Source organism: Methylorubrum rhodinum (assembly GCF_014199935.1).
GTDB classification, from domain to species: Bacteria; Pseudomonadota; Alphaproteobacteria; order Rhizobiales; family Beijerinckiaceae; genus Methylobacterium; species Methylobacterium rhodinum.
This window is the reverse complement of sequence record NZ_JACHOP010000022.1, coordinates 53,517-74,126: the sequence shown is the minus strand read 5'-3', so window position 1 is coordinate 74,126 and position 20,610 is coordinate 53,517. Positions and strand designations below refer to the sequence as shown.

General features: G+C 71.2%; 18 protein-coding genes. 8 read left to right on the top strand and 10 right to left on the bottom strand.

What is annotated here, in order from left to right; translation table 11 throughout:
* The first annotated feature begins 387 nt into the window (after window positions 1-387).
* From HNR00_RS20145 to HNR00_RS20135, 3 genes are read left to right on the top strand one after another with little or no spacing between them, the layout of a single operon-like run.
* A complete protein-coding gene (locus HNR00_RS20145; RefSeq protein WP_183572396.1) occupies window positions 388-1,212 on the top strand; it encodes an SDR family NAD(P)-dependent oxidoreductase in 825 nt (274 codons plus the stop codon).
* 2 nt (window positions 1,213-1,214) lie between these two features.
* Complete coding sequence (locus tag HNR00_RS20140) at window positions 1,215-2,123, top strand: alpha/beta hydrolase (protein ID WP_183572353.1); 909 nt, start codon at window positions 1,215-1,217, stop codon at window positions 2,121-2,123.
* Window positions 2,120-3,586, top strand: a complete 1,467-nt coding sequence (locus HNR00_RS20135; protein ID WP_183572351.1) for a flavin-containing monooxygenase — start codon at window positions 2,120-2,122, stop codon at window positions 3,584-3,586. Before HNR00_RS20140 ends, HNR00_RS20135 begins: the two co-directional genes overlap by 4 nt.
* A gap of 10 nt (window positions 3,587-3,596) precedes the next feature.
* Here HNR00_RS20135 and HNR00_RS20130 read toward each other — a convergent pair whose 3' ends face one another.
* On the bottom strand, window positions 3,597-3,875 hold the full coding sequence (locus tag HNR00_RS20130) for a hypothetical protein (protein WP_183572349.1): 279 nt from the start codon (window positions 3,873-3,875) through the stop codon (window positions 3,597-3,599).
* 119 nt (window positions 3,876-3,994) lie between these two features.
* Between HNR00_RS20130 and HNR00_RS20125 the strand changes: the two genes are divergently transcribed.
* Together HNR00_RS20125 and HNR00_RS20120 are read left to right on the top strand one after the other, a co-directional pair.
* The gene (locus HNR00_RS20125) at window positions 3,995-5,473 is read left to right on the top strand and encodes an MFS transporter (protein WP_183572347.1); all 1,479 of its coding nucleotides are present in this window, start codon (window positions 3,995-3,997) and stop codon (window positions 5,471-5,473) included.
* 97 nt (window positions 5,474-5,570) lie between these two features.
* Window positions 5,571-6,545, top strand: a complete 975-nt coding sequence (locus HNR00_RS20120; RefSeq protein WP_312886086.1) for an alpha/beta fold hydrolase — start codon at window positions 5,571-5,573, stop codon at window positions 6,543-6,545.
* Window positions 6,546-6,795: 250 nt separating this feature from the next.
* Here HNR00_RS20120 and argF read toward each other — a convergent pair whose 3' ends face one another.
* Both argF and HNR00_RS20110 read right to left on the bottom strand, forming a co-directional pair.
* On the bottom strand, window positions 6,796-7,746 hold the full coding sequence (argF, locus tag HNR00_RS20115) for an ornithine carbamoyltransferase (protein WP_183572343.1): 951 nt from the start codon (window positions 7,744-7,746) through the stop codon (window positions 6,796-6,798).
* A 71-nt stretch (window positions 7,747-7,817) separates the two neighbouring features.
* Window positions 7,818-9,014 (bottom strand): aspartate aminotransferase family protein, encoded by a 1,197-nt coding sequence (locus HNR00_RS20110; protein WP_183572341.1) that lies wholly within the window; start codon window positions 9,012-9,014, stop codon window positions 7,818-7,820.
* A gap of 265 nt (window positions 9,015-9,279) precedes the next feature.
* Between HNR00_RS20110 and HNR00_RS20105 the strand changes: the two genes are divergently transcribed.
* The 3 genes from HNR00_RS20105 to HNR00_RS20095 all read left to right on the top strand — a co-directional run bounded on the left by HNR00_RS20105 (window position 9,280) and on the right by HNR00_RS20095 (window position 10,930).
* The gene (locus tag HNR00_RS20105; protein WP_183572339.1) at window positions 9,280-9,753 is read left to right on the top strand and encodes a RidA family protein; all 474 of its coding nucleotides are present in this window, start codon (window positions 9,280-9,282) and stop codon (window positions 9,751-9,753) included.
* Window positions 9,750-10,511, top strand: coding sequence for a glycerophosphodiester phosphodiesterase family protein (locus tag HNR00_RS20100; protein ID WP_183572337.1), 762 nt, complete (start codon window positions 9,750-9,752; stop codon window positions 10,509-10,511). Before HNR00_RS20105 ends, HNR00_RS20100 begins: the two co-directional genes overlap by 4 nt.
* 107 nt (window positions 10,512-10,618) lie before the next feature.
* The gene (locus HNR00_RS20095; RefSeq protein ID WP_183572335.1) at window positions 10,619-10,930 is read left to right on the top strand and encodes a hypothetical protein; all 312 of its coding nucleotides are present in this window, start codon (window positions 10,619-10,621) and stop codon (window positions 10,928-10,930) included.
* Window positions 10,931-10,937: 7 nt separating this feature from the next.
* On the opposite strand, the gene HNR00_RS20090 is transcribed toward HNR00_RS20095, so the two are convergent.
* From HNR00_RS20090 to HNR00_RS20060, 7 genes are all read right to left on the bottom strand, one after another.
* The gene (locus HNR00_RS20090) at window positions 10,938-12,623 is read right to left on the bottom strand and encodes a methyl-accepting chemotaxis protein (RefSeq protein WP_183572333.1); all 1,686 of its coding nucleotides are present in this window, start codon (window positions 12,621-12,623) and stop codon (window positions 10,938-10,940) included.
* A gap of 481 nt (window positions 12,624-13,104) precedes the next feature.
* Complete coding sequence (locus HNR00_RS20085; RefSeq protein ID WP_183572331.1) at window positions 13,105-14,232, bottom strand: alpha/beta fold hydrolase; 1,128 nt, start codon at window positions 14,230-14,232, stop codon at window positions 13,105-13,107.
* On the bottom strand, window positions 14,229-15,734 hold the full coding sequence (gene glpK / locus HNR00_RS20080; RefSeq protein WP_183572329.1) for a glycerol kinase GlpK: 1,506 nt from the start codon (window positions 15,732-15,734) through the stop codon (window positions 14,229-14,231). The genes HNR00_RS20085 and glpK overlap by 4 nt, the downstream gene beginning before the upstream one ends.
* Window positions 15,735-15,783: 49 nt before the next feature.
* The gene (locus HNR00_RS20075; protein WP_183572327.1) at window positions 15,784-17,808 is read right to left on the bottom strand and encodes a matrixin family metalloprotease; all 2,025 of its coding nucleotides are present in this window, start codon (window positions 17,806-17,808) and stop codon (window positions 15,784-15,786) included.
* Between the two features lie 121 nt (window positions 17,809-17,929).
* Complete coding sequence (locus tag HNR00_RS20070) at window positions 17,930-18,469, bottom strand: ankyrin repeat domain-containing protein (protein ID WP_183572326.1); 540 nt, start codon at window positions 18,467-18,469, stop codon at window positions 17,930-17,932.
* A gap of 218 nt (window positions 18,470-18,687) precedes the next feature.
* Window positions 18,688-18,972, bottom strand: a complete 285-nt coding sequence (locus HNR00_RS20065; protein ID WP_183572324.1) for a hypothetical protein — start codon at window positions 18,970-18,972, stop codon at window positions 18,688-18,690.
* 90 nt (window positions 18,973-19,062) lie between these two features.
* Entirely contained in the window at window positions 19,063-20,397 is a 1,335-nt protein-coding gene (locus HNR00_RS20060) for a KpsE/RkpR family capsule polysaccharide export protein (protein WP_183572322.1), read from the bottom strand.
* Between the last annotated feature and the right edge of the window lie 213 nt (window positions 20,398-20,610).

The window sequence follows — 20,610 nt, the reverse complement described above, 5'->3', positions numbered from 1 at the left end:
CCCCCTTTCGTCGCCTTGACGAAGGCCGGCTCTGGGCCGACCTCACTCGCTCCGCGCCGGAGTTCCTGCCCTGCCTGCCCTTCCGTCCGCTTCCCCCTCCCCTCGCCCTGGCGCGCGCCCACAGCGCACGGTCGGCAGGGTGAAACGCCTCTCCTCCCCCTTGCGGGGAGGAGGGAGGAGGTGGGGGTGGTTCAGGATCGAACGGGGCGGCACCGTCTGCCCGACCCCCACCCCTGACCCCTCCCCACCCAGATCGGGCCTGCCCGATCTGGGCCAGCAAGGTGCGGATCTCGGGCAAGCCCGAGATCCGTGGGGAGGGGAACGCGCCTTCTGCATCACTCGGATGGCTCGCAGGATCGGCCCCGCGTGGGTCCGGCGGGCTTCGTGATGGCCGGGCGTTTCGTCTTTTCGGGCCGCACCGCCCTCGTCACCGGGGCGGCGAGCGGCATCGGCGCGGCCCTGGCCCAGGCGCTCGCCGGGCGCGGCTGCGCCCTGGCGCTGGCCGACCGCGACGGCGCGGGGCTGGCCCCGGTGGCGGCATCCGCCCGCGCCGCGGGCGTGGCGGTGAGCGAGCACGTGATCGACCTCACCGATGCCGCCGCCGTCGCGGCGCTGCCCGCCGCGGTGCGGGCCCATCACGGCGGGCTGCAGTTGCTCGTCAACAACGCGGGCGTGGCGCTCGCCGGGCGGTTCGAGGAGGCCGACCTCGACGACGTGGCGTGGCTGATGGACGTGAACCTGCACGCGGTGATGCGGCTGACCCACGCCTGCCTGCCGCTGTTGCGGGCCGAGCCCCAGGCGCAGATCGTCAACCTGTCGAGCGTGTTCGGCATCGTCGCGCCGGCCGGCCAGGCGGCCTACGCGGCGAGCAAGTTCGCGGTGCGCGGCTTCTCGGAGGCGCTGGCGCATGAAGTTGCCGGCACCGGGCTCGGCGTGACGCTGGTCCATCCGGGCGGCGTGGCGACGCGCATCGCCCGGAACGCCCGCATCCCCCGCGGCCTCGATCCGGGGCAAGCGGCCCGCGGGCTGGCCGCCTTCGAGCGGCTCTTGACGATGGACCCGAAGCCGGTCGCCGCCGCGATCCTGCGCGGCGTCGAGGCCCGCGCGCCCCGCATCGTCATCGGCAAGGATGCGCGCCGCGCCCTTCTGATCCAGCGATTGATGCCGGTTCGGTATTGGTCGCTGATCCGCCGCGCGGTGGGGGAGGGTTGAGCATGGCGAGCCTGCGCGCGCATCTCTACGACGTCGCCGTGCGGCTGGCCGTGAAGGCGCGCATCGGCGGCCAGTCCGACATCGCGGCGATCCGCCGGGCCTTCGACCGCGAGACCTTTCCCGCGCCCCTGGGCGTCGCCTTCACGCCGGGCGAACTCGGCGGCGTGGCCGGCGAGTGGGCGGAAGGCCAGGGCGGGCCCGCGGAGCGCCCTGCCCTGCTCTATCTCCACGGCGGCGGCTTCATCGCCTGCTCGGCCCGGATGTACCGGCCGATCACCGGCCATTTCGCCAGGGCCGGCTTCCGGGTGTTCGCCTCCGATTACCGCTTGGCCCCCGAAGACCCGTTCCCGGCCGGCGTCGAGGATTGCGCGGCGGTCTGGCGTGCCCTCGCGGCGCGAGGGCCGGCCGCCATCGCCGGGGATTCCGCGGGCGGGAACCTCGCGCTCGCCGCGATGGTCGAGGCGCGCCGCCTCGGGCTGCCGCTGCCCGCGGCGGCGGCCCTGTTCTCGCCCGCCACCGATCTCGTCGGCCGCAGCCCGTCCTTCCGCACGAATGCCAAGCGCGACGCGATGTTTCGGCCCGAGGCGCTGACCCGGCTGGTGCCGGCCTATCTCGACGGGGCCGACCCGGCCGATCCCCGCGCCTCGCCGATCGAGGCCGACTTTTCCGGGTTCCCGCCGCTGCTGATCCATGTCGGCGCCCGCGAGATCCTGCGCGACGATTCCCTGCGCCTCGCCGACAAGGCCCGCGCGGCGGGCGTGCCGGTCTCGCTCACGGTGTTCCCGGTGGTGCCGCATGCCTGGCAACTCGCCGAGAGTTTTCTGCCCGAGGCCCAGGCATCGCTCTCGGAGGCGGCCGTCTTCCTGCGCCGCGCCCTTGAGGCGGTTCCGGTCCCGGAGGCGGTGGCGTGAGCGAGGCTCCGCTCGATCTGGTCATCGTCGGCGCCGGCTTCTCCGGCCTCGCCATGGCGATCCGGGCGGACCGGGCCGGGTTCCCGCGCTTCGCGGTTCTGGAGAAGGCCGACCGGATCGGCGGCACGTGGCGGGACAACACCTATCCGGGGGCGGCGAGCGACGTGCCGGCCCATCTCTATTCCCTGTCCTTCGCCCCCCGCTCCGACTGGTCGCGGCTGTTTCCCCGTCAGGGCGAGATCCAGGCCTATCTCGAAGCTCTCGTCGCCGAGCATGGACTGGCGGACCGGCTGCGCCTCCGCACGACCGTGCTGGGCGCCGCCTACGACGAAGCGTCCTGCCTGTGGCGGGTCGAGACCGACCGGGGCGTGGTCTCGGCCCGCGTCCTCGTCGGCGCGGTCGGCGCCCTGCACGCGCCGGCCCGTCCCGCCCTGCCCGGCCTCGACGACTTCGCCGGCCCCTGCTTCCACACCGCCGCGTGGGATCACGGCTGCGACCTCCGGGGCCAGCGCGTCGGCGTGATCGGCACGGGGGCGAGCGCGGTGCAGATCGTGCCGGAGATCGCAGGCCATGCGGCCCACCTCACCCTGTTCCAGCGCAGCCCGGCCTGGATCCTGCCCCGCCACGACCGATCCTACGGCCCAGTCGCAAAAACCCTTCTCGGGATCGGCCCGCTGCGCCGGCTCTACCGGGCCGGCCTGTTCTGGCGCCGCGAGATGCTGGCGCTTCTCGGCTTCACCCGCGTCTCGCGGCTGACCGCGGGCGGAGAATCGCTCGCCCGCGCCCATCTGAAGCGCGCGATCCCCGATTCCGATCTGCGGCGGCGCCTCACGCCGTCCTACCGGCTCGGCTGCAAGCGGGTGCTCCTGTCGGACGATTTCTATCCCGCGCTGACGCGGCCCGACGTGAGCCTCGTCACGGAGGCGATCCGCGCCGTGACGCCCCACGGCATCGTCACCGCGGACGGGGCCGCGCACGCCCTCGACGTGCTGATCCTCGCCACCGGCTTCTCCCCCTCCGGCAGCTTCGACCGCCTCGTCCTCACGGGCCGCGACGGGCGGACCCTGGCGCAGGCGTGGTGCGCGGGGGCGGACGCGTTCCACGGCATCGCGATGGCGGGCTTCCCGAACCTCTTTCTGCTGCTCGGGCCGAACACCGGGCTCGGCCACAACTCGGTGCTGGCGATGGTCGAGGCGCAGGTCGCCCACGTGCTTGGGTGCCTGCGGTGGCTTCAAAAGAATCCGGGGCGGGCGGTGGAGGTACGCGCGCAAGCGCAAAGTGAGTTTCGCGCGTCCGTCGACGCCCGGCTCGCCGACAGCATCTGGGCGCGGGGCGGCTGCGGCAGCTGGTATCTCGACGGGAAGGGCCGCAACCGCACCCTCTGGCCCGGCACCGCCACCGCCTATCGCCGGGGCGCGCGGCGGCTGCGGCGGCGGGATTACGCGATGGTCGGGCCGGGCTGAGGCGCGAGCCTCAGCGCTCCGCCGCCGCGACCGGGCCGTAGCCCTGGTAGATCACCCGCACCGAGCGCCGCTCACCGGGCAGGTCCGAGAGCGGGATCGCCTTCACGCCCCGCAGCACCGGCACCGGCGTCGGCGCGGGCTCGGGGCTTCGCGTCGGCCGCAGCGCCCAACGCTCGGCGCCGGCCGAGCCAGGCCGGTCGGAGGCGAGCGCCGAGGCGGCGAGCAGCCCGCCGAGACCGGCGAGCGGAAGGAAAGCGGCGCGTGAAAACGCTCTGGCGGAAAAGTTCATGGCGGCAGGCCCGGCGAATGAGCCATTTCGCGCGCTGAAGCGTTGCCGGAGTCGGATACGCGCCGGGCCCGCCCGCCGCTTGCCAACAAGAGTCCGGATTCACGGTAAACGGGGGCCCAATGACGAGCCGCGTGGAAGGTCAGGCGGGGGCGCAGGCGCCCGAGCGGGTGGCGGCGGGCAGCGTCATCGAGACCGACATCGCGGCCCGGCTCGACCGGCTGCCGTTCGGCCGCTTCCACACCCTCGTCATCGTGGCGCTCGGCATCACCTGGATCCTCGACGGGCTGGAGGTGACGCTGGCCGGTGCGCTGGTCGGCGCGCTGCGCAAGGAGCCGATGGCTTTCACCGAGTTCGACGTCGGGCTGGCGGCGAGTTCCTACCTGATCGGCGCGGTGACCGGCGCGCTCGGCTTCGGCTGGCTCACCGACCGGATCGGCCGCAAGAAACTGTTCTTCATCACGCTCGCCCTCTACCTCGTGGCGACCGCGGCCACCGGCCTGTCCTGGGACATCTACAGCTTCTGCCTGTTCCGCTTCCTCACGGGGGCGGGCATCGGCGGCGAGTACACCGCGATCAACTCGACCATCCAGGAGCTGATCCCGGCCCGCGTGCGCGGCTGGACCGACCTCGTCATCAACGGCTCGTTCTGGATCGGCGCGGCGCTGGGCTCGTTCCTGTCGATCGCGCTGCTGCGCCCGGAAGTGATCGACCCGGCCTGGGGCTGGCGCGTCGCCTTCTTCGTCGGCGGCGGCATCGGCCTCGTGATCCTGCTGCTGCGCACATGGATTCCCGAGAGCCCGCGCTGGCTCGTCACCCACGGCTACGCCGCGGAGGCCGACCGGGTCGTGACCGGCATCGAGAAGCGCTTCACGGACGAGGGCATCACCCTGCCCCCGCCCGATCCGAACCGGCGCCTCAAGCTCAAGGTCCGCAGCCACACGCCGCTGTCCGAGGTGGCGAACGCGATGTTCGTGTCGAACCGCCGCCAGACCTTCGTCGGGCTCGCGCTGATGATCGCCCAGGCGTTCTTCTACAACGCCCTGTTCTTCACCTACGCCCTGGTGCTGGAGCGGTTCTACAACGTGCCCGGCGGCGATGTCGGCTGGTACCTGCTGCCCTTCGCGCTGGGCTCCTTCCTCGGCCCGCTCCTGCTCGGGCGGCTGTTCGACACGGTGGGCCGGCGCCCGATGATCGCGGCGACCTACGGCATCTCGGCGGTGCTGCTCGCCGTCGTCGGATACCTGTTCCATCTCGGCATCCTCGGCCCCGTGGGCCAGACCGCGGCCTGGATGGTGGTGTTCTTCTTCGCGTCCGCCGCGGCCAGCTCCGCCTACCTCACGGTCGCCGAGACCTTCCCGCTGGAGATTCGCGCCTTGGCGATCGCCGCCTTCTACGCCATCGGCACCGGCATCGGCGGCGTGTCCGGCCCGCTCCTGTTCGGCACGCTGGTCGAGACCGGCTCGCGGGACTGGGTGCTGGTCGGCTACCTCATCGGCGCCGCGCTGATGGCGGTCGCGGCGGTGGTCGGCGGGCTCTACGCCACCGCGGCCGAGGGCAAGTCGCTGGAGGACGTGTCGAAGCCGCTGGCGTCTGCCTGACGGAAACGTCCGCGGCGCCCCGCGTTGTCGCCGGACGTTCAAGAGGCCACGGAGGACACGGGTGGATCGGACACGCAGATCGGTCGAGCGAGGCCGGGTGCTGAAAGGCGCCGCCCTGCTGCCGCTGGCGGCGGCGGGCGCGTGGATCGCCTGGAGCCATCTCGGCCTCAACCGCAGCGGACCCCTCCCCCCGGCCCTGCCGGGGCGGCGCACCGCCTTGCGCACCCGCGCCGGGCGGGTCGGCCTCTACGCGGCGGATGCCAGGGCCGGGCGGCCGCTTCTCCTGATCCACTCGATCAACGCGGCGGCCAACGCCTACGAGGTCCGGCCGCTCTACGAGCACTTTCGCCACGAGCGCCCGGTCTACGCCCTCGAACTGCCGGGCTTCGGCTCGTCCGAGCGGGCGGACCGGGTCTACACGCCCCGCCTCATGGCCGACGCGATCCTCGACGCGGCGGCCGAGATCGCCGCGCGCCACGGCGGGGTCGCGGTCGATGCCATGGCCCTGTCGCTGTCCTGCGCCTACCTCGCGCGGGCCGCCCTCGACCGGCCGGCACTGTTTGCCACGCTCGGCCTGATCAGCCCGACCGGGTTCGACGCCCGCCTCTCCGGCCGCGGTCCGCTCGACAGCCACCGCGGCAGCGCGCCGGCGCGCCGGCTCGCCGCCTTCCCGCTCTGGGGCCGGCCGCTCTTCGACGCGCTGGTGAGCGCCCCGAGCATGCGCTTCTTCCTCGAAAAGACCTGGGGCAGCCGCGACATCGACGAGGGCCTCCTGGCCTACGACCAGCTCTCGGCCCACCAGCCGGGGGCCGAGCACGCGCCGTTCTCGTTCATCTCAGGGTATCTGTTTCCGGACGACACCACGCGGGTCTACGAGGCGCTGACGCTCCCGGTCTTCATGGTCCACGGCGCGCGCGGCGACTTCGTGGATTACCGCCATGTCGGCGAGGTCGTGGGCCGCCCGAACTGGACGATCCTGCGCTTGCCGACGGGCGCGTTCCCGCATTTCGAGCGGCCAGGGGCGGTGACGGGGGCGTACGCGGCGTTTCTGGAGCGGGCGGAGGAAGGTTAGGCGTTCGGACGCAGCCGGTTCCCCCTCTCCCCGCACGCGGGGAGAGGCCTGCATGGACCTCGTCGTCCATGCAGGAAGCGAAGCGGTGGTGAGGGGGCGGCTCAGGTTGGGGCTCTTCCGTAGAAGCCCCCTCACCATCGGCTGCCGCCTCGCTTTGCCGACGACAAGGCCGGCAAAGCCCTCTCCCCGCACGGCGGGGAGAGGGGATGCGCACGAAGCACCTCGATCAATCGGTGCCAGTAGAAAAGGCTTACGCCTCCTCCCCCAGACACCAAGCCAGAATCCCCTTCTGCGCGTGGAGCCGGTTCTCGGCCTCGTCGAACACCACCGATTGCGGGCCGTCGATCACCTCGGCCGTGACCTCCTCGCCGCGATGGGCCGGCAGGCAGTGGAGGAAGATCGCATCCTTGGCCGCATGCGCCATCAGGGCGGCATCGACCCGGTAGGGCGAGAGCAGGTTGTGGCGGAAATGCTCGTCGGCGTCGCCCATCGAGACCCAGCAATCGGTCACGACGGCGTCCGCGCCCTTCACCGCCTCGTAAGCGTCGGTGGAGGCGGTGACCCGCGCGCCCTCGCGCTCGGCCCAGGCGACAAGCGCGGGCGGCATCGCCAGTTCCTCGGGGGCGGCGACGGTGAGGGTGAAGTCGAAGCGGGCCGCCGCGTGGACCCAGCTCGCCAGCACGTTGTTGGCGTCGCCCGACCACGCGACGGTCTTGCCCCGGATCGGCCCGCGATGCTCCTCGAAGGTCATGATGTCGGCCATGATCTGGCAGGGATGCGAGACCTTGGTCAGCGCGTTGATCACCGGCACCTCGGCGTGCTCGGCCAGTTCCAGCATCAGGGCGTGGTCGAGGGTGCGGATCACGATGGCGTCGACGAAGCGCGACAGCACGCGGGCGGTGTCCGCCACCGTCTCGCCGCGGCCGAGCTGCATCTCCTTGCCGGTCAGCATCAGGGTGTCGCCGCCGAGTTCGCGCATGCCGACATCGAACGAGACGCGGGTGCGGGTGGACGGCCGGTCGAACACCATGGCCAGCGTCTTGCCGGTGAGCGGGCGCTCCGCGGCCTGCCGGCCCTTCACCCGCGCGCGCTTGATGGCCGCGCCGGAATCGAGGATGCCGCGCAGGGTCTCGGCGGAGAAATCCTTGAGGTCGAGGAAGTGGCGGACTTCGCGTCCGCTGCCGTTCAGGGTCGTGCTCATTGAATCTTCGCTCGCGGGACAGCCCAAGGCCCCCACGAAGCGCCGCTGAGGCGCTTCATGGGAAAAGCCCGTTAGGCCGCGCCGCGCATCTGCGCCTCCAGATCGGTCGCCGCGGCCTCCAGCCGGGCCACGGCCTCGTCCACCTCCGCCGCGCCGACGATCAGCGGCGGCAGCAGGCGGACCACGTTGTCGCCCGCCGGGATCACCAGCAGGTGCCGCGCGCGGGCGGCGGCCGCGAACTCGGTGTTCGGCAGGTTGAGCTTCAGGCCGCGCATCAGCCCCTGTCCGCGCATCTCGATAAAGACGTGCGGATGGCGGTCGATGAGGCCGGCGAGCTTCTGCGTCAGCAGCAGGCCCATCCGCTCGACATGGGCGAGGAAGCCCTCGCCCAGCACCACGTCGAGCACGGCGTTGCCCACCGCCATGGCGAGCGGGTTGCCGCCGAAGGTGGTGCCGTGCGAGCCGGCGACCATGCCGCGGGCGGCGTCGAGCGTGGCGAGGCAGACGCCGAGCGGGAAGCCGCCGCCGATGCCCTTGGCCGCGCTCATGATGTCCGGGGTCACCCCCGACCATTCGTGCGCGAAGAACTTGCCCGTGCGCCCGACGCCGGTCTGGACCTCGTCCATGATGAGGAGCAGGCCGTGTTCGTCGCACAGCGCGCGGAGCCGCCGGAGCGTCTCGCCGGGGATCACCCGCAGGCCGCCCTCCCCCTGGATCGGCTCGATCATCAGGGCCGCAGTCTCGGGGCCGATCACCGCTTCCAGCGCATCGAAGTCGCCGACCGGCACCTGATCGAAGCCCTCGACCTTGGGGCCGAAGCCGTCGATGTATTTCTGCTGCCCGCCCGCCGCGATGGTGGCGAGCGTGCGCCCGTGGAAGGCGCCCTCGAACGTGACGATGCGGTAGCGCTCGGGGTGGCCGCCCGCGGCGTGGTACTTGCGCGCCATCTTGATGGCGGCCTCGTTCGCCTCGGCGCCGGAATTGGCGAAGAAGGCCACGTCCGCGAAGGTCGCGTCGACGAGCCGCCGGCCGAGCCGCTCGCCCTCGGGGATCTGGAACAGGTTCGAGGTGTGCCAGAGCTTCTGCGCCTGCGTGGTCAGAGCTTCCACGAGGTGGGGATGCGCGTGGCCGAGCGCGTTGACCGCGATGCCCGCCCCGAAATCGAGATAGCGCTCGCCGTGCTCCGTCACGAGCCAAGCGCCCTCGCCGCGCTCGAAGGCGAGCGGCGCGCGGGCATAGGTCGGCAGCAGGGCGGAGGTCGCGGTCATCCGGCTTCCTCGAAACGGCTTTCCAAACGAAAGCGCCGCCTCGGGATGCGGGCGGCACGGTCGCGATTACACTGGAAAAGGGGGTGTTCGCAACGCCGCGGACACCGTGGCGTGTCGTGACGGGCTTTTCCCGGCTCCTTTGCCGGCTCAGCCGGCGCGCGGCCGAATCAGGCGCAAGGGGACGCAGCGGAACGCCCCTTGCGCCCCGCCCTGCCCCCGTGCTTCGTCCCCCGCGACGAAGCAGCCCTGAGGAGCGGAGTACGCGATGAACTCGGTCAAGGAACGCCTGGAAGCCCTCGGGCTCACCCTGCCGAAGGCCGCCGCACCGGTCGCGAACTACGTGCCGTTCGTGCGCTCGGGCAACCTCGTGATCGTCTCCGGCCAGATCTGCTTCGGGCCGGACGGCAAGCTCGCCGACGCCCACAAGGGCAAGCTCGGCGCCGAGGTCTCGAACGAGGCCGGGATCGAGGCGGCCAAGCTCTGCGCGCTCAACGTGCTGGCCCAGATCGAGGCGGCGGTGGGTGATCTCGACCGCGGCGTCGTGCAATGCGTGCGGCTCGGCGGCTTCATCAACGCCGTGCCGACGTTTTCCGCGCTCGCCCCCATCATGAACGGCGCCTCCGACCTGATGGTCGCGGTGCTGGGCGACAAGGGCCGCCATGCCCGCTCCACCGTAGGCGTCGCCGAACTTCCCCTCGACGCCGCGGTCGAGGTCGAGGCGATGTTCGAGGTCGCGTGAGCCGGCCCCTCAACGCCCCCGCCTGGCTGACCGCGCGGCCGATCGCCCATCGCGGGCTGCACGACCGCGCGGGCGGCATCCCCGAGAACACGCTCGCCGCCGCCGAGGCCGCGGCTTTGGCGGGCTACGCCATCGAGTGCGACGTGCAGATCAGCGCCGACGGCGAGGCGATGGTGTTTCACGATGCGACGCTGGGGCGGCTCACCGGCACCGAGGGCGCGGTGGACGCGACGCCCGCCGCCGAACTCGGCAAGCTCACGGTCTTCGGCACCGCCGAGCGCATCCCGACGCTGACCGAATTCCTCACCCATATCGGCGGCCGTGTGCCGGTGGTGGTCGAGATCAAGAGCCGCTTCGACGGCGACCGGCGCCTCACCCGCCGCACTGCGGAGGTCGTGGCCGGCTTCGACGCGCCGATCGCGCTCAAATCCTTCGATCCCGGCATCGTCGGGACTCTGGCGGAGATCGCGCCCGAAAAAATACCCCGCGGCATCGTCGCCGAGGCGAGCCAGGACGATCCCGAATACGACCGGCTGACGCCCTCGCTGCGCACGGCGCTCTCGGGCCTGCTCCATCTCGACGAGAGCCGGCCGGACTTCCTGTCCTGGCGGGTCGGCGACCTGCCGGGGCCGGTGCCCTATCTCTGCCGCCGCCTCGGCAACATGCCGGTGATGACCTGGACCGTCCGCACGCCCGAGCAGCGGGCGCTGGCCGCCGCGCATGCCGACCAGATGGTGTTCGAGGGTTTTCGGCCCTGAACGCCTCCGGATGAAGGCGATCCGCAGGCAGACCGGGCCGTCATACTTGTGTTAAAGTCGGTACGCCGACCACAGGTCGGGGAGTTGCGACCGGAGACAGGAACGAGATGGCGTCGATCGACGAGATCGCGGCCACGCTGCGCAGCGTGGCGGCAGCCGGTATGAAGCCGAAGGAACTGCTGGGCGCGGTGCGCGAGCGGCATCCCGAGGCCAGCAAGAAGGAGGTCGTGCGCGCCGCCTTCTACGCGCTGATCGAGGACCAGGGGCAGAGCCCGGCGCCGGAGCCGGCGAGCGACCTCCACGCCTTCGCGATCCACGAGCGCGCCACCGAGGAGGAGGCGCCGATCAAGCCGCGCAAGCCCCGCAAGAAGAAGACGCCCGCAGCCGAGGCCGCGAGCGCGGAGCCGCCGGTCTTCTGAAGCCGTCTCAGGCGGCCCGCACGGTGCCGAGGAAGCGGGCGACCTCGGCGCCGAGATGCTCGGACTGGCGCGACAGCTCGGTCGCCGAGGCAAGCACTTGGCTCGCCGCCGCGCCGGTTTCTTCCGCCGCGCTCGCCACGCCCGCGATGTTGGCCGTCACTGCGCCCGCGCCGCTCGCGGCCTGCGCCACGTTGCGCACGATCTCCTGGGTCGCGGCGCCCTGCTCCTCCACCGCCGCGGCGATGCCGGTGGCGACCCCGCTGATCTCGCGGATGCGCCCGGCGATGCTGTCGATGGCCGACACCGCCTGACCGGTCGAGGACTGGATGCGGCCGATCTGGCCGGTGATCTCTTCCGTGGCGCGCGCGGTCTGGTTCGCCAGTTCCTTCACTTCCGCGGCGACGACCGCGAAGCCCCGGCCCGCCTCGCCGGCGCGGGCCGCCTCGATCGTGGCGTTCAAGGCCAGAAGGTTGGTCTGGCCGGCGATGGTGGCGATCATCGCCACCACGTCGCCGATGCGGGAGGCCGCGTCCGACAGGTCGCGCACGAGGATGGCGGTCTGCCCGGCCTCGCCCACCGCGGCCTGGGCGAGTTCGGCAGAGCCGTCGACCTGTCGGCCGATCTCCTGCACCGAGGCGCCGAGTTCCTCCGCCGCCGCCGCGACGGTGCCGACGTTCGAGGCCGCCTCGTCGGCGGCGCTCGCGACCGTGCCGGACTGGGCCGCGGTCTGGGCGGCGGTGGCGGTCATCTGTTGCGCGGTCGCCTGCAGCTCGGTCGCCGCCGCCGAGAGCCCACCGACGACCCCGCCGACCGCGCGCTCGAACGCGTCGGCCATGTCGCGGGCCGCCGCCTTGCGCTGGGCTTCCGCCCCGGCGCGGGCGAGCGCGGATTCTTCCTCCAGCGCGCGGGCGCGGATCAGGTTGTCCTTGAACACCTGTACGGCGGCCGACATCGCGCCGATCTCGTCGCCGCGGCCGCTTCCCGGCACGTCGAGGGTGGCGTCGCCCGCCGCCAGCCGGCCCATCGCCGCGGTCATCCCCTCGATCGGCCGCGAGATGCCGAGCCAGCCGAACAGGGCGGCGAGCAGCGCGCAGAGCAGCGTCACCGCCATGGCGATCCAGGCGGTCGTGGCGGCCGAGGCCGCGCTCTCGACGGCGTGGGCGACGCTGTCCTTGGCGCCGCGCTTGTTCAGGGCGACGTTCTCCTGCAGCGCCTTGGTGGCGGCCTGGGCCAAGGCGAGGGTGTCGGGCCCGGCCAGCAGGGTCAGCGCCTCGGCCTGCCGGCCGGCCCGCATCATCCCGACGATCTCCTCCAGCCGCACCGTGTAGGTCGCCCAGGTGGCGGAGAAGCGCTCGTAGAGCGCCCGCTCCTCGGGCGAGGCGATCAGCGGCTCGTAGGCCTTGCGCAGGTCGGAGAGCGCCTTCTGGCTCGTCCGCACGCTCTTCTCGTTGTCGATGAGCAGTTGCGGCGTGTCCGAGGTGGCGACGTAGCGGTAGGACTTCACCCGCTCGTCGCGGGTCGCCGTGCTGATGTCGCCGAGCAGGCCGACCGAGGGCAGCCAGTTGTCGGCGATCGCCCGCACCTCGCCATCGATCGCCGCCAGCTTGACGATGCTGAGCCCGCCCTGGGCCGCCGCGACGACGGCGAGCAGGCTGAACGAGCCGGCCAGGGCCGCTTTGAGGGAGACGCGCATGGTGAGTCCGGTCGAGTGCAGGAGCAATTCTCGGAACCGGATTTATAATTCGAACGGTTAATTTTCCGTCGCCGCAACAGTCATCAAGTCTCTCCGCTCCCGTCGGCCGGCCGAATCCGGATCACGCCCGCGTGAACGACGCCGATAGAGCCGCAAGACCTATCATGGGCTAAGATCGCAGCCGGATAACATTCGTTGGTTTTCGCGCAGCGGCAGAAGGAAAGCTTTTACGCAACCTTTCCGTTGTTTCGAACGATCACGCCCGATCATCTCAGCGCCGGTTCGACCGTTCCTCTCACCCAATACCCTCATCCCGAGGTGCCGCACCAGCGGCCTCGAAGGAAGGCTCCAGCGGATCGCGCGATCCCCGAAGCCTTCCCTCAAGGCTCCGCTTCGCTCCGCACCTCGGGATGAGGGGACGGATCGAAACAACCTCAGCATCGAGCCGGGCTGCTCTCGAAGGGCCAGGTCGAGCAGGCTTTCAGCGTTTCGCCGGTCCTTCCGGCGAATTCGCCCCTTCCGTCTTTGCGTCGGGCGCGCCTAGGAACTCGGCGAGGTGGCGCTTCCACAGGGCGGCGTAGCGCAGCGACTGGTGGCCGTGGGTCTCGGGCGAGGTCGGCACCAGCACGAAGCGGCCATCCTTCACCTTAGCCAGCGCCGCGTTCATCACGTCGAGCTGGGGCGGGTTCAGCTCGTCGTCGGCGAAGTTCACCGCCAGCACCTTGGCCTTGATCCTAGCAAGCTCCGGGAAGGGGTCGTAGTCGTAGGAGGAATCGAACCAGTAGAGCCAGTCGTTGGCGTCGGCCTTGCGCTCGTAGCCGGCGATCATCCGGTCATAGGCCGTGTCCGAGGCCGCCCGCGTCGGCGCTTGGCTCTGCAGGCCGAGCACGCTCTCGGTCATGATGTTGAAGATCGGCAGGATGCGCTCGAAGCGGCGCGGCTGCTCGGTGTACTCGCCGCCCTTCCAGTCGGGATCGGAGCGGATGCCCTCGATCAGCAGGCGCCGCCACAGGGCGTTGCGCCCGCTCACCGGGATCGGCTGGCTCGCCACCGCCATGATCAGGTCCATGGCGTCGGGATGGCGGATGCCCCACATCCAGGCCTGCATCCCGCCCATGGAGGTGCCGAGCACGAGGCGCAGGCGCTTGACGCCGAGCTCCTCGACCACCCGGCGCTGGCCCTCGACCACGTCGCCGTAGCCGTAGCGGGGGAAGCGGCCCTTGAGCCCGTCCGAGGGCTTCGACGAGCCGCCGCGCCCGAGCCCGTCGGGCAGGATCACGTACCAGCGGCGCGCATCGAGCGGCGCCCCCTCGCCGAACAGCTCGGGGCCGAGCGTCGGGATCAGGAAGCTCTTTCCGGTGCCGGTGGTGCCGTGCAGGACGAGGACCGCGTTGTCGATCGCGCCGTCGGCGCCGCGATGCGGCGTGCCGAGCGTGGTGTAGTGGAGTTTTGCTTGTTCCAGGCTCCCGCCGTCGGCGAGGCGCAAGTCCTTGACGACGACGTCGCCCTCGCTCTGGCCCGGATAGCTCTGCGGAGCGGCCTCGGCCGCGGTTCCAAAAGACATCGTCATCGTCAGAAGTGTGATCGCGAAAGCCCGGCCCGTCCTCATGCCTCGTCCTCCACCCAGCCGAAGGAGCGCTCCACCGCCCGGCTCCAGCCGGAGAACAGGGCCGCGCGCCGGTCCGCGTCGAGGCGCGGATGCCAGCGTCGGTCAACCGCCCCATTGTCCTTGAGGTCCGCCAAGCCGGCCCAGAATCCGGTGGCGAGGCCCGCGGCGTAGGCGGCGCCGAGCGCCGTGGTCTCGGACACCTTGGGGCGCAGGGTCTCGCGGTCGAGGATGTCGGCCTGGAACTGCATCAGCAGGTCGTTGACGACCATGCCGCCGTCGCAGCGCAGCTCGCCGAGTCGAATCCCGGAATCGCGCTCCATCGCCTCCAGCACCTCGCGGGTCTGGTAGGCGGTGGCCTCCAGGCACGCGCGGGCGATGTGGCCCTTGTTGGCGTAGCGGGTGAGCCCGATGATCAGGCCGCGGGCGTCGTCGCGCCAATGCGGGGCGTAGAGGCCGGAGAAGGCCGGCACCACGTAGACGCCGCCGTTGTCCTCGACGCTGCGGGCCAGCGCTTCGACGTCCGCCGATTCCTTGATCAGCCCGAGATTGTCGCGCAGCCACTGCACCAGCGCGCCGGTGATGGCGATCGAGCCTTCCAGCGCGTAGGCCGGAGGCGCCTCGCCGATGCGGTAGGCCACCGTGGTGACGAGGCCGGCCTTGGAGGCGACGGGCTCGGGGCCGGTGTTCATCAGGGCGAACGCGCCGGTGCCGTAGGTGTTCTTGCCCTCGCCCGGCTCGAAGCAGGTCTGGCCGAAGAGCGCCGCCTGCTGGTCGCCGAGGATGCCGGCCACCGGCACCCCCTCGAACGGGTCGCGGGTCTCGCCCAGCACCGCGCTCGACGCGACGATCCGCGGCAGCACCGCGCGGGGGATGCGGAACACGCCGAGCATGCCGTCGTCCCAGTCGAGGGTCGCGAGCGACATCAGCTGGGTGCGGCTGGCATTCGTCACGTCGGTGACGTGCAGGCCGCCCGCCTCGCCGCCGGTGAGGTTCCAGACCAGCCAGGAATCGAACGTGCCGAACAGGGCGCGCCCGTCCTCGGCCCGCTCCCGCGCCCCCTCGACATGGTCGAGCAGCCACGCGAGCTTCGAGGCGGAGAAGTAGCTCGCCAGCGGCAGGCCGGTGAGATCGCGGAACCGGTCGCGCCCGCCGTCGCGGGCCAGCGCGGCGACCTGCCGGTCGGTGCGGGTGTCCTGCCAGACCAGCGCGTTGTGGAGCGGCTCGCCGGTCTCGGCATCCCACAGCAGCGCCGTCTCGCGCTGGTTGGTGATGCCGATGGCCGCGAGGTCCGAGGGCTCCAGCCCGGCCCGGACCAGCCCCTCGCGCATCACCGTGCGGGTGTTGCGCCAGATCTCGCGGGCATCGTGCTCGACCCAGCCGGGGCGCGGGAAGATCTGCTCGTGCTCGCGCTGGGCTTGGCCCCGGATGGCGCCGGCGCGGTCGAACACGATGAAGCGCGTGCTCGTGGTGCCCTGGTCGATCGCCCCGACCGCTTGAACCATGGCGTCCCTCCCCGGCCCGGATCGTCGGTCCGGGGCCGTGGGGGCGATCCTACACGACGATCAGGAAGTCGGAAGCGCTGAGCGAGGCGACCTTGTCGAGGGTCGCGATCTTCACCTGGGCCCCGGCCCCCGTGCCGTCGGCGTCGTAGAACAGGCTCTTGCTCCGCGCGTCGAAGATCAGGCGGTCGTCGGCATCGTGGGCGGCGCGGCCGGCATGGAACCGCCCCTCGGCGAGCAGCCCCGCCTTCAGCCCGGTGAACACGTCGTCGTCGAGCCAGAGCTTGTCGGTGCCGACCGTGAAGTCGGTGATCCGGTCGGCGTCGTTCGCGCCGGGCTTCGTGTCGAACACGAAGCGGTCGGCGCCGGCTCCCCCGGTGAGGGTGTCGGCGCCGCCGCCGCCCTTGAACGTGTCGTCGCCGTTGTTCCCGGCGAGACGGTTCGCGACGGCATTGCCGATCAGCATGTCGGAACGCATTCCCCCGACGACGTTCTCGATGCTGACGAAGGTGTCGCGGCCGATCTCGGTTCCCGATGCGTGATGGACCACGACCTTGCCGCCGACGGTCTCGCGCACGCCGTTCAGGTCGACCCGGACGGCCTGGCGCGCCGCGCCGTAATCGGCGGTGTCGCTCGCGGTCCCGCCCTCGAGCGTGTCGTTGCCGGCGCCACCCACCAGCAGATCGTCCCCGGCCCCGCCCTCGAGGCGATCGCCGCCCTCTCCGCCCTCGAGTCGGTCGGCGCCTGCGTTGCCCTGGAGCAGATCGTTGCCGGCCCCACCCCAGAAGCGGTTGGCGGCCCCGTCGCCGATCAGCACGTCGGAGCGGGCGCCGCCGACCACGTTCTCGACGCTGACGAGGGTGTCGCGTCCGATCTCCGCTCCGGCCGCGTGATAGACCACGACCTTGCCGCCGACGGTCTCGCGCAGGCCGTTCAGATCGACCCGGATCGCTTGGCGCACGGCGCCGTACTCGGCGGTGTCGCCCTCGATCGCGCCGCCGACGCCGCCATCGAGCGTGTCGTCGCCCGCGCCGCCCACCAGCACGTCGTCCCCGGTCCCGCCTTCGAGCCGGTCCTGGCCGGAGAAGCCGAACAGCGCGTCGGCGCCGTCTCCGCCCTTCAGGACATCGTCGCCGTCGTCGCCTGCGAGCGCGTCGTTCCCTGCGTCGCCGGACAGCACGTCCCGGCCGTCTCCGGCATGGAGGACATCGTCGCCCGCGCCGCCGAACACGGTGTCGTCACCGTCGTCGGCGAAGACCACGTCGTCGTTCGCCCCACCCTCGATCCGGTCGTCGCCGGTGCCGCTGAACACCAGATCGTCGCCGCCACCGCCCCGGATGACATCCTTCGTCGAGACGCCGCGGATCGTGTCCTTTCCTGATCCGCCGGTCTGGGTCAGCGTGTAGGTCTTCTCGTCCCAGTTCCAGCTCGAGACCTGCTTGCCATCCGCCGTTTCGGGACCGTACAGATACGCGACGGCCGCCTCGTCCAGTTCGCCGAGCTTGGGCAGCGTCGCCGTCACGCCGGTATAGCTCATAATCGTGTGCGCGACGGTGTCGAGAGTCGTGTCGAGGACGATGCCGCCCTCGAACGGATGCTTGAGGCCGATCGCGTGGCCGACCTCGTGCGTCAGCACGTGGATCATGCCGTAGAACGAGTAATCCGCGACGGACAGGTCGATGGACACGTCGCCGCCGAAGGCCAGGGAATACGATCCGTCGCGATCGATCGCGGTCACCGGATGATAGGCGAAGGCCGCGGCGTCGGAGACGTCCGCGTCCTTACTGAAATCGTAGCGCCCGAACCGGATATCCCCCTCGCCCGGCGCGACCTGGAGGAACGTGATCCCGCTGGATCCCTCCCAATGCCCGAGGGCGAAGGAGGCGGCGGTCTCCTCGAAATTGGTCAGCGGCTTGAACGAAGACTTGTACGCGCTCGAAAACCCGAAATCCGTAAGATAATCGTAGGCTTCCACCTCGAACGAGTAGGTCACGAAGACGGGCTTACCGACGGTCTTGCCGCCCCACCAACTCGATCCAGACAAAAGGGCCGTGTAATCGCTGACGGTCTTGGACATCGTGGCATCACCTCTGCCACAGCCCTAAGTTACACCTTGCGTCGTCGCAAGCCTGTGCTGCACGTAGACCGAGAAACAGGACGACGCGTGTCGTTTGGGCGACACCGGCGCGGAGCAGCCCTCAGCCTCCCGCCCGCTCCAGCAGGGCCGGGGTCTCCGTCGCACCCATCTGCCGGGCCAGCTCCGCGGCGCTCAGGCCCGAGGCGTCGCGGCGGGCCGGGTCGGCGCCGCGGGCGAGCAGCAGCTCGCAGATCGCGACGCGGTCGAACATCGCCGCCACCATCAGCGCCGTGCGCGCGCCGTCGCCCGCCCCGTCGACCTGCGCGCCGTGGTCGAGCAGCAGTTCCACGATGCCGGCCTCGCCCTTGAAGGCGGCGCCCGCGAGCGGGGTCTGGCCGCGGTCGTTGGCGAGTTCGGGATCGCCGCCCGCCTCCAGGACGACGCGGGCGGTCTCCGCGTGGCCGTTATAGGCGGCGAGCATCAGCAGGCTGTCGCCCTTGTCGTTGCGCAGGTTGGCCGGAAGCCCCTGCGCGAACAGCCCGGCGAGTTCCTCGGCGTGGCCCATCCGGGCGTACTGGAAGACGCGGCCCGCGAACGCGATCGTCTCGTCGTCGAGGGTGGGGGACGAAAGGGGGGAATCGGCGGGGGGATCGGCCTGCATCGCGGATCTCGTCGGGATGCCCGGAGGGCGGAAGGTCCGTCCCATCTGGGTCCGGGCGCGGGATCGTCCAGTTGCCGGGAGATCGGCCGAGGCTCCATGTTTTCCGTGCCGCATCGGCTTTTCCCGAAAGCCGGGCCCCACCTTTCGGGCCGAGGCTCTGGGTTTCCGTGCCGCATCGACTTCTTCCGAAAGCCGGGCCCACCTTTCGGGCCGATGCTTTAGCGCCGCCGACCGGAGCGGCGCGCGGATTCGGCGTCCTGGGCGGCCCGGGCCTCGTCGATCCTGCGCAGGGTCAGGAAGCGGGTGATGTCGAACTCGACGTCCCGGATCGTCTCCTCGATCAGGTGGCGCTGCAGCAGGATGCCGGGATCGTCCACGGCCAGACCCTCGCGCTCCTGCAGCCGCTGCACCGCCTGCCGGACCACGTCGTAGACCTGCTCGCGCTCGTCCCGGCCCATGGCCGGGCTCACCGCGCGGGCGACGAGGTCCGAGAAATCCGCCATGGCGCACACTCGACGTTCGATGAGGATCGGGGCCGGACCTCGGCCGTGGCGACGTCCCGATCGAGGGACGATCTCGGGAATGCCGCCCCGTCAGAGCCGGTTGTCGGCGACCGCGGCCCGGATCAGGGAAAGGGCGCTCCAGATCATCGTGAACAGGAACAGCGCGACGCCGACGGCGTAGAACGGCGCCGGATAGGCCGAGTAGGTCGGCAGCAGCGGCTCGACGAAGGTCGCGAGGTAGATCTGCTGCTTGGCGGCCGCGATCCGGGCGCGATCGAGGATCATGTTCATCGAGGCGCTGATCTTCTCGGCGATCACCTGCTCGATCATCAGGCCCTCGTATTCGAGCAGGGCCTGGGTGAGGTTGTGCGAGGCGTCGCTGACGAGGCCGTCGGTGGTGAGCCGGTTCTGCAGGTCCTTCATCTGCCCGTCGATGGCCGCGACGGTGGCGACGAGCACCTGGATGCCGCGCGTCCGCTCGTCGAGCTTGGAATCGCGCAGGACCCGCAGGTCGCTCTCGGCCTTGATCTTGTCCTTGCGCAGCAGCTCGATGGTGGTCACCGTCGCCTGGGCGGACTGCAAGGGATCGATGATGCCCCAGCGGTTGCGGAACTGCTGCAGGGCTATGCGGGCCCGCTTGAGCCGCTCGGTGGCCTTGTCGACCTCGATCTGCGACTGGGCGAGCAGGTCCTGCTGGGCGCGGCGGGAGATCGCGTTGATGAGGGTCTCGGCATGGGCGATCACCTGCTTGGAGATCTCCACGGCGTCCTCGGGCGAGAAGGCGCGCACGGTCAGCCGGATCACGCCGGAGACGACGTCGATCTGCGGCAGGACGTGGCGGCGCCAGTGGCGGACCAGCTTCTCGACCGGCTGGCTCGCATCGTAGCGGGCCCAGAAGTCGATCCCATCTTGCGAGAACATCTTCTCGAGACCGAGCTTGGCGTCGACCGCCTCCACCAGCTGACGGCTCTTGATGTAGTCGCGCAGGATGAAGCTGTCCTGGCTGTTATGCTTCTGGATCATCTCCTGGTAGACGCCGAGCGTGACGCTCTCCATCGGCTCGACGTTGCCGCGCACCGCGAACTGGGATTCGGCGATGTATTGCGGCGTGGCGATCGCGAACACGTAGATCCCGACCAGCACCGTCGGCAGCAGCACGAACAGGCCGTAGCCGCGGATCAGCCGCACCATCAGCCGGGGCTGCGGGCGCTCCTCGTCGCGGGGCCGGAGGCCGGGCAGGCGGGTCCAGTCCAGGGTCCGGCGCGCGCGCGCGACGAGCGCCCCGCGCCGACCCGCGGGCATGGGCTCGATCGTCTCGGCGTTGCGCCGCAGATCCGGCACGGAGCGGCGGGCGAGGTCCATGAGCGACTGAACGCTCGGGCTCTGCCGGACCCGCGTCTCCTGCTTGATCTCGTCCGAACTCATCGAAAGGACATCCTCGCGGGGAAACCACCGCCGGCTTCGTACCGGGTTCACGCCGGGCCCTGGCCGCGCCCGGCCGCGAAGCGCCGGGCCGGTCCGCGCGGCCACGGCTGAGGTCACGTTCTTTTCGGCCCTTTTTAAGGCGCGGCGATCCGCCGGGATTGCCGCGCGGGGCGACGGCTGCGATAGGCCGCCCTCGCTCTGCAACGGCAGATG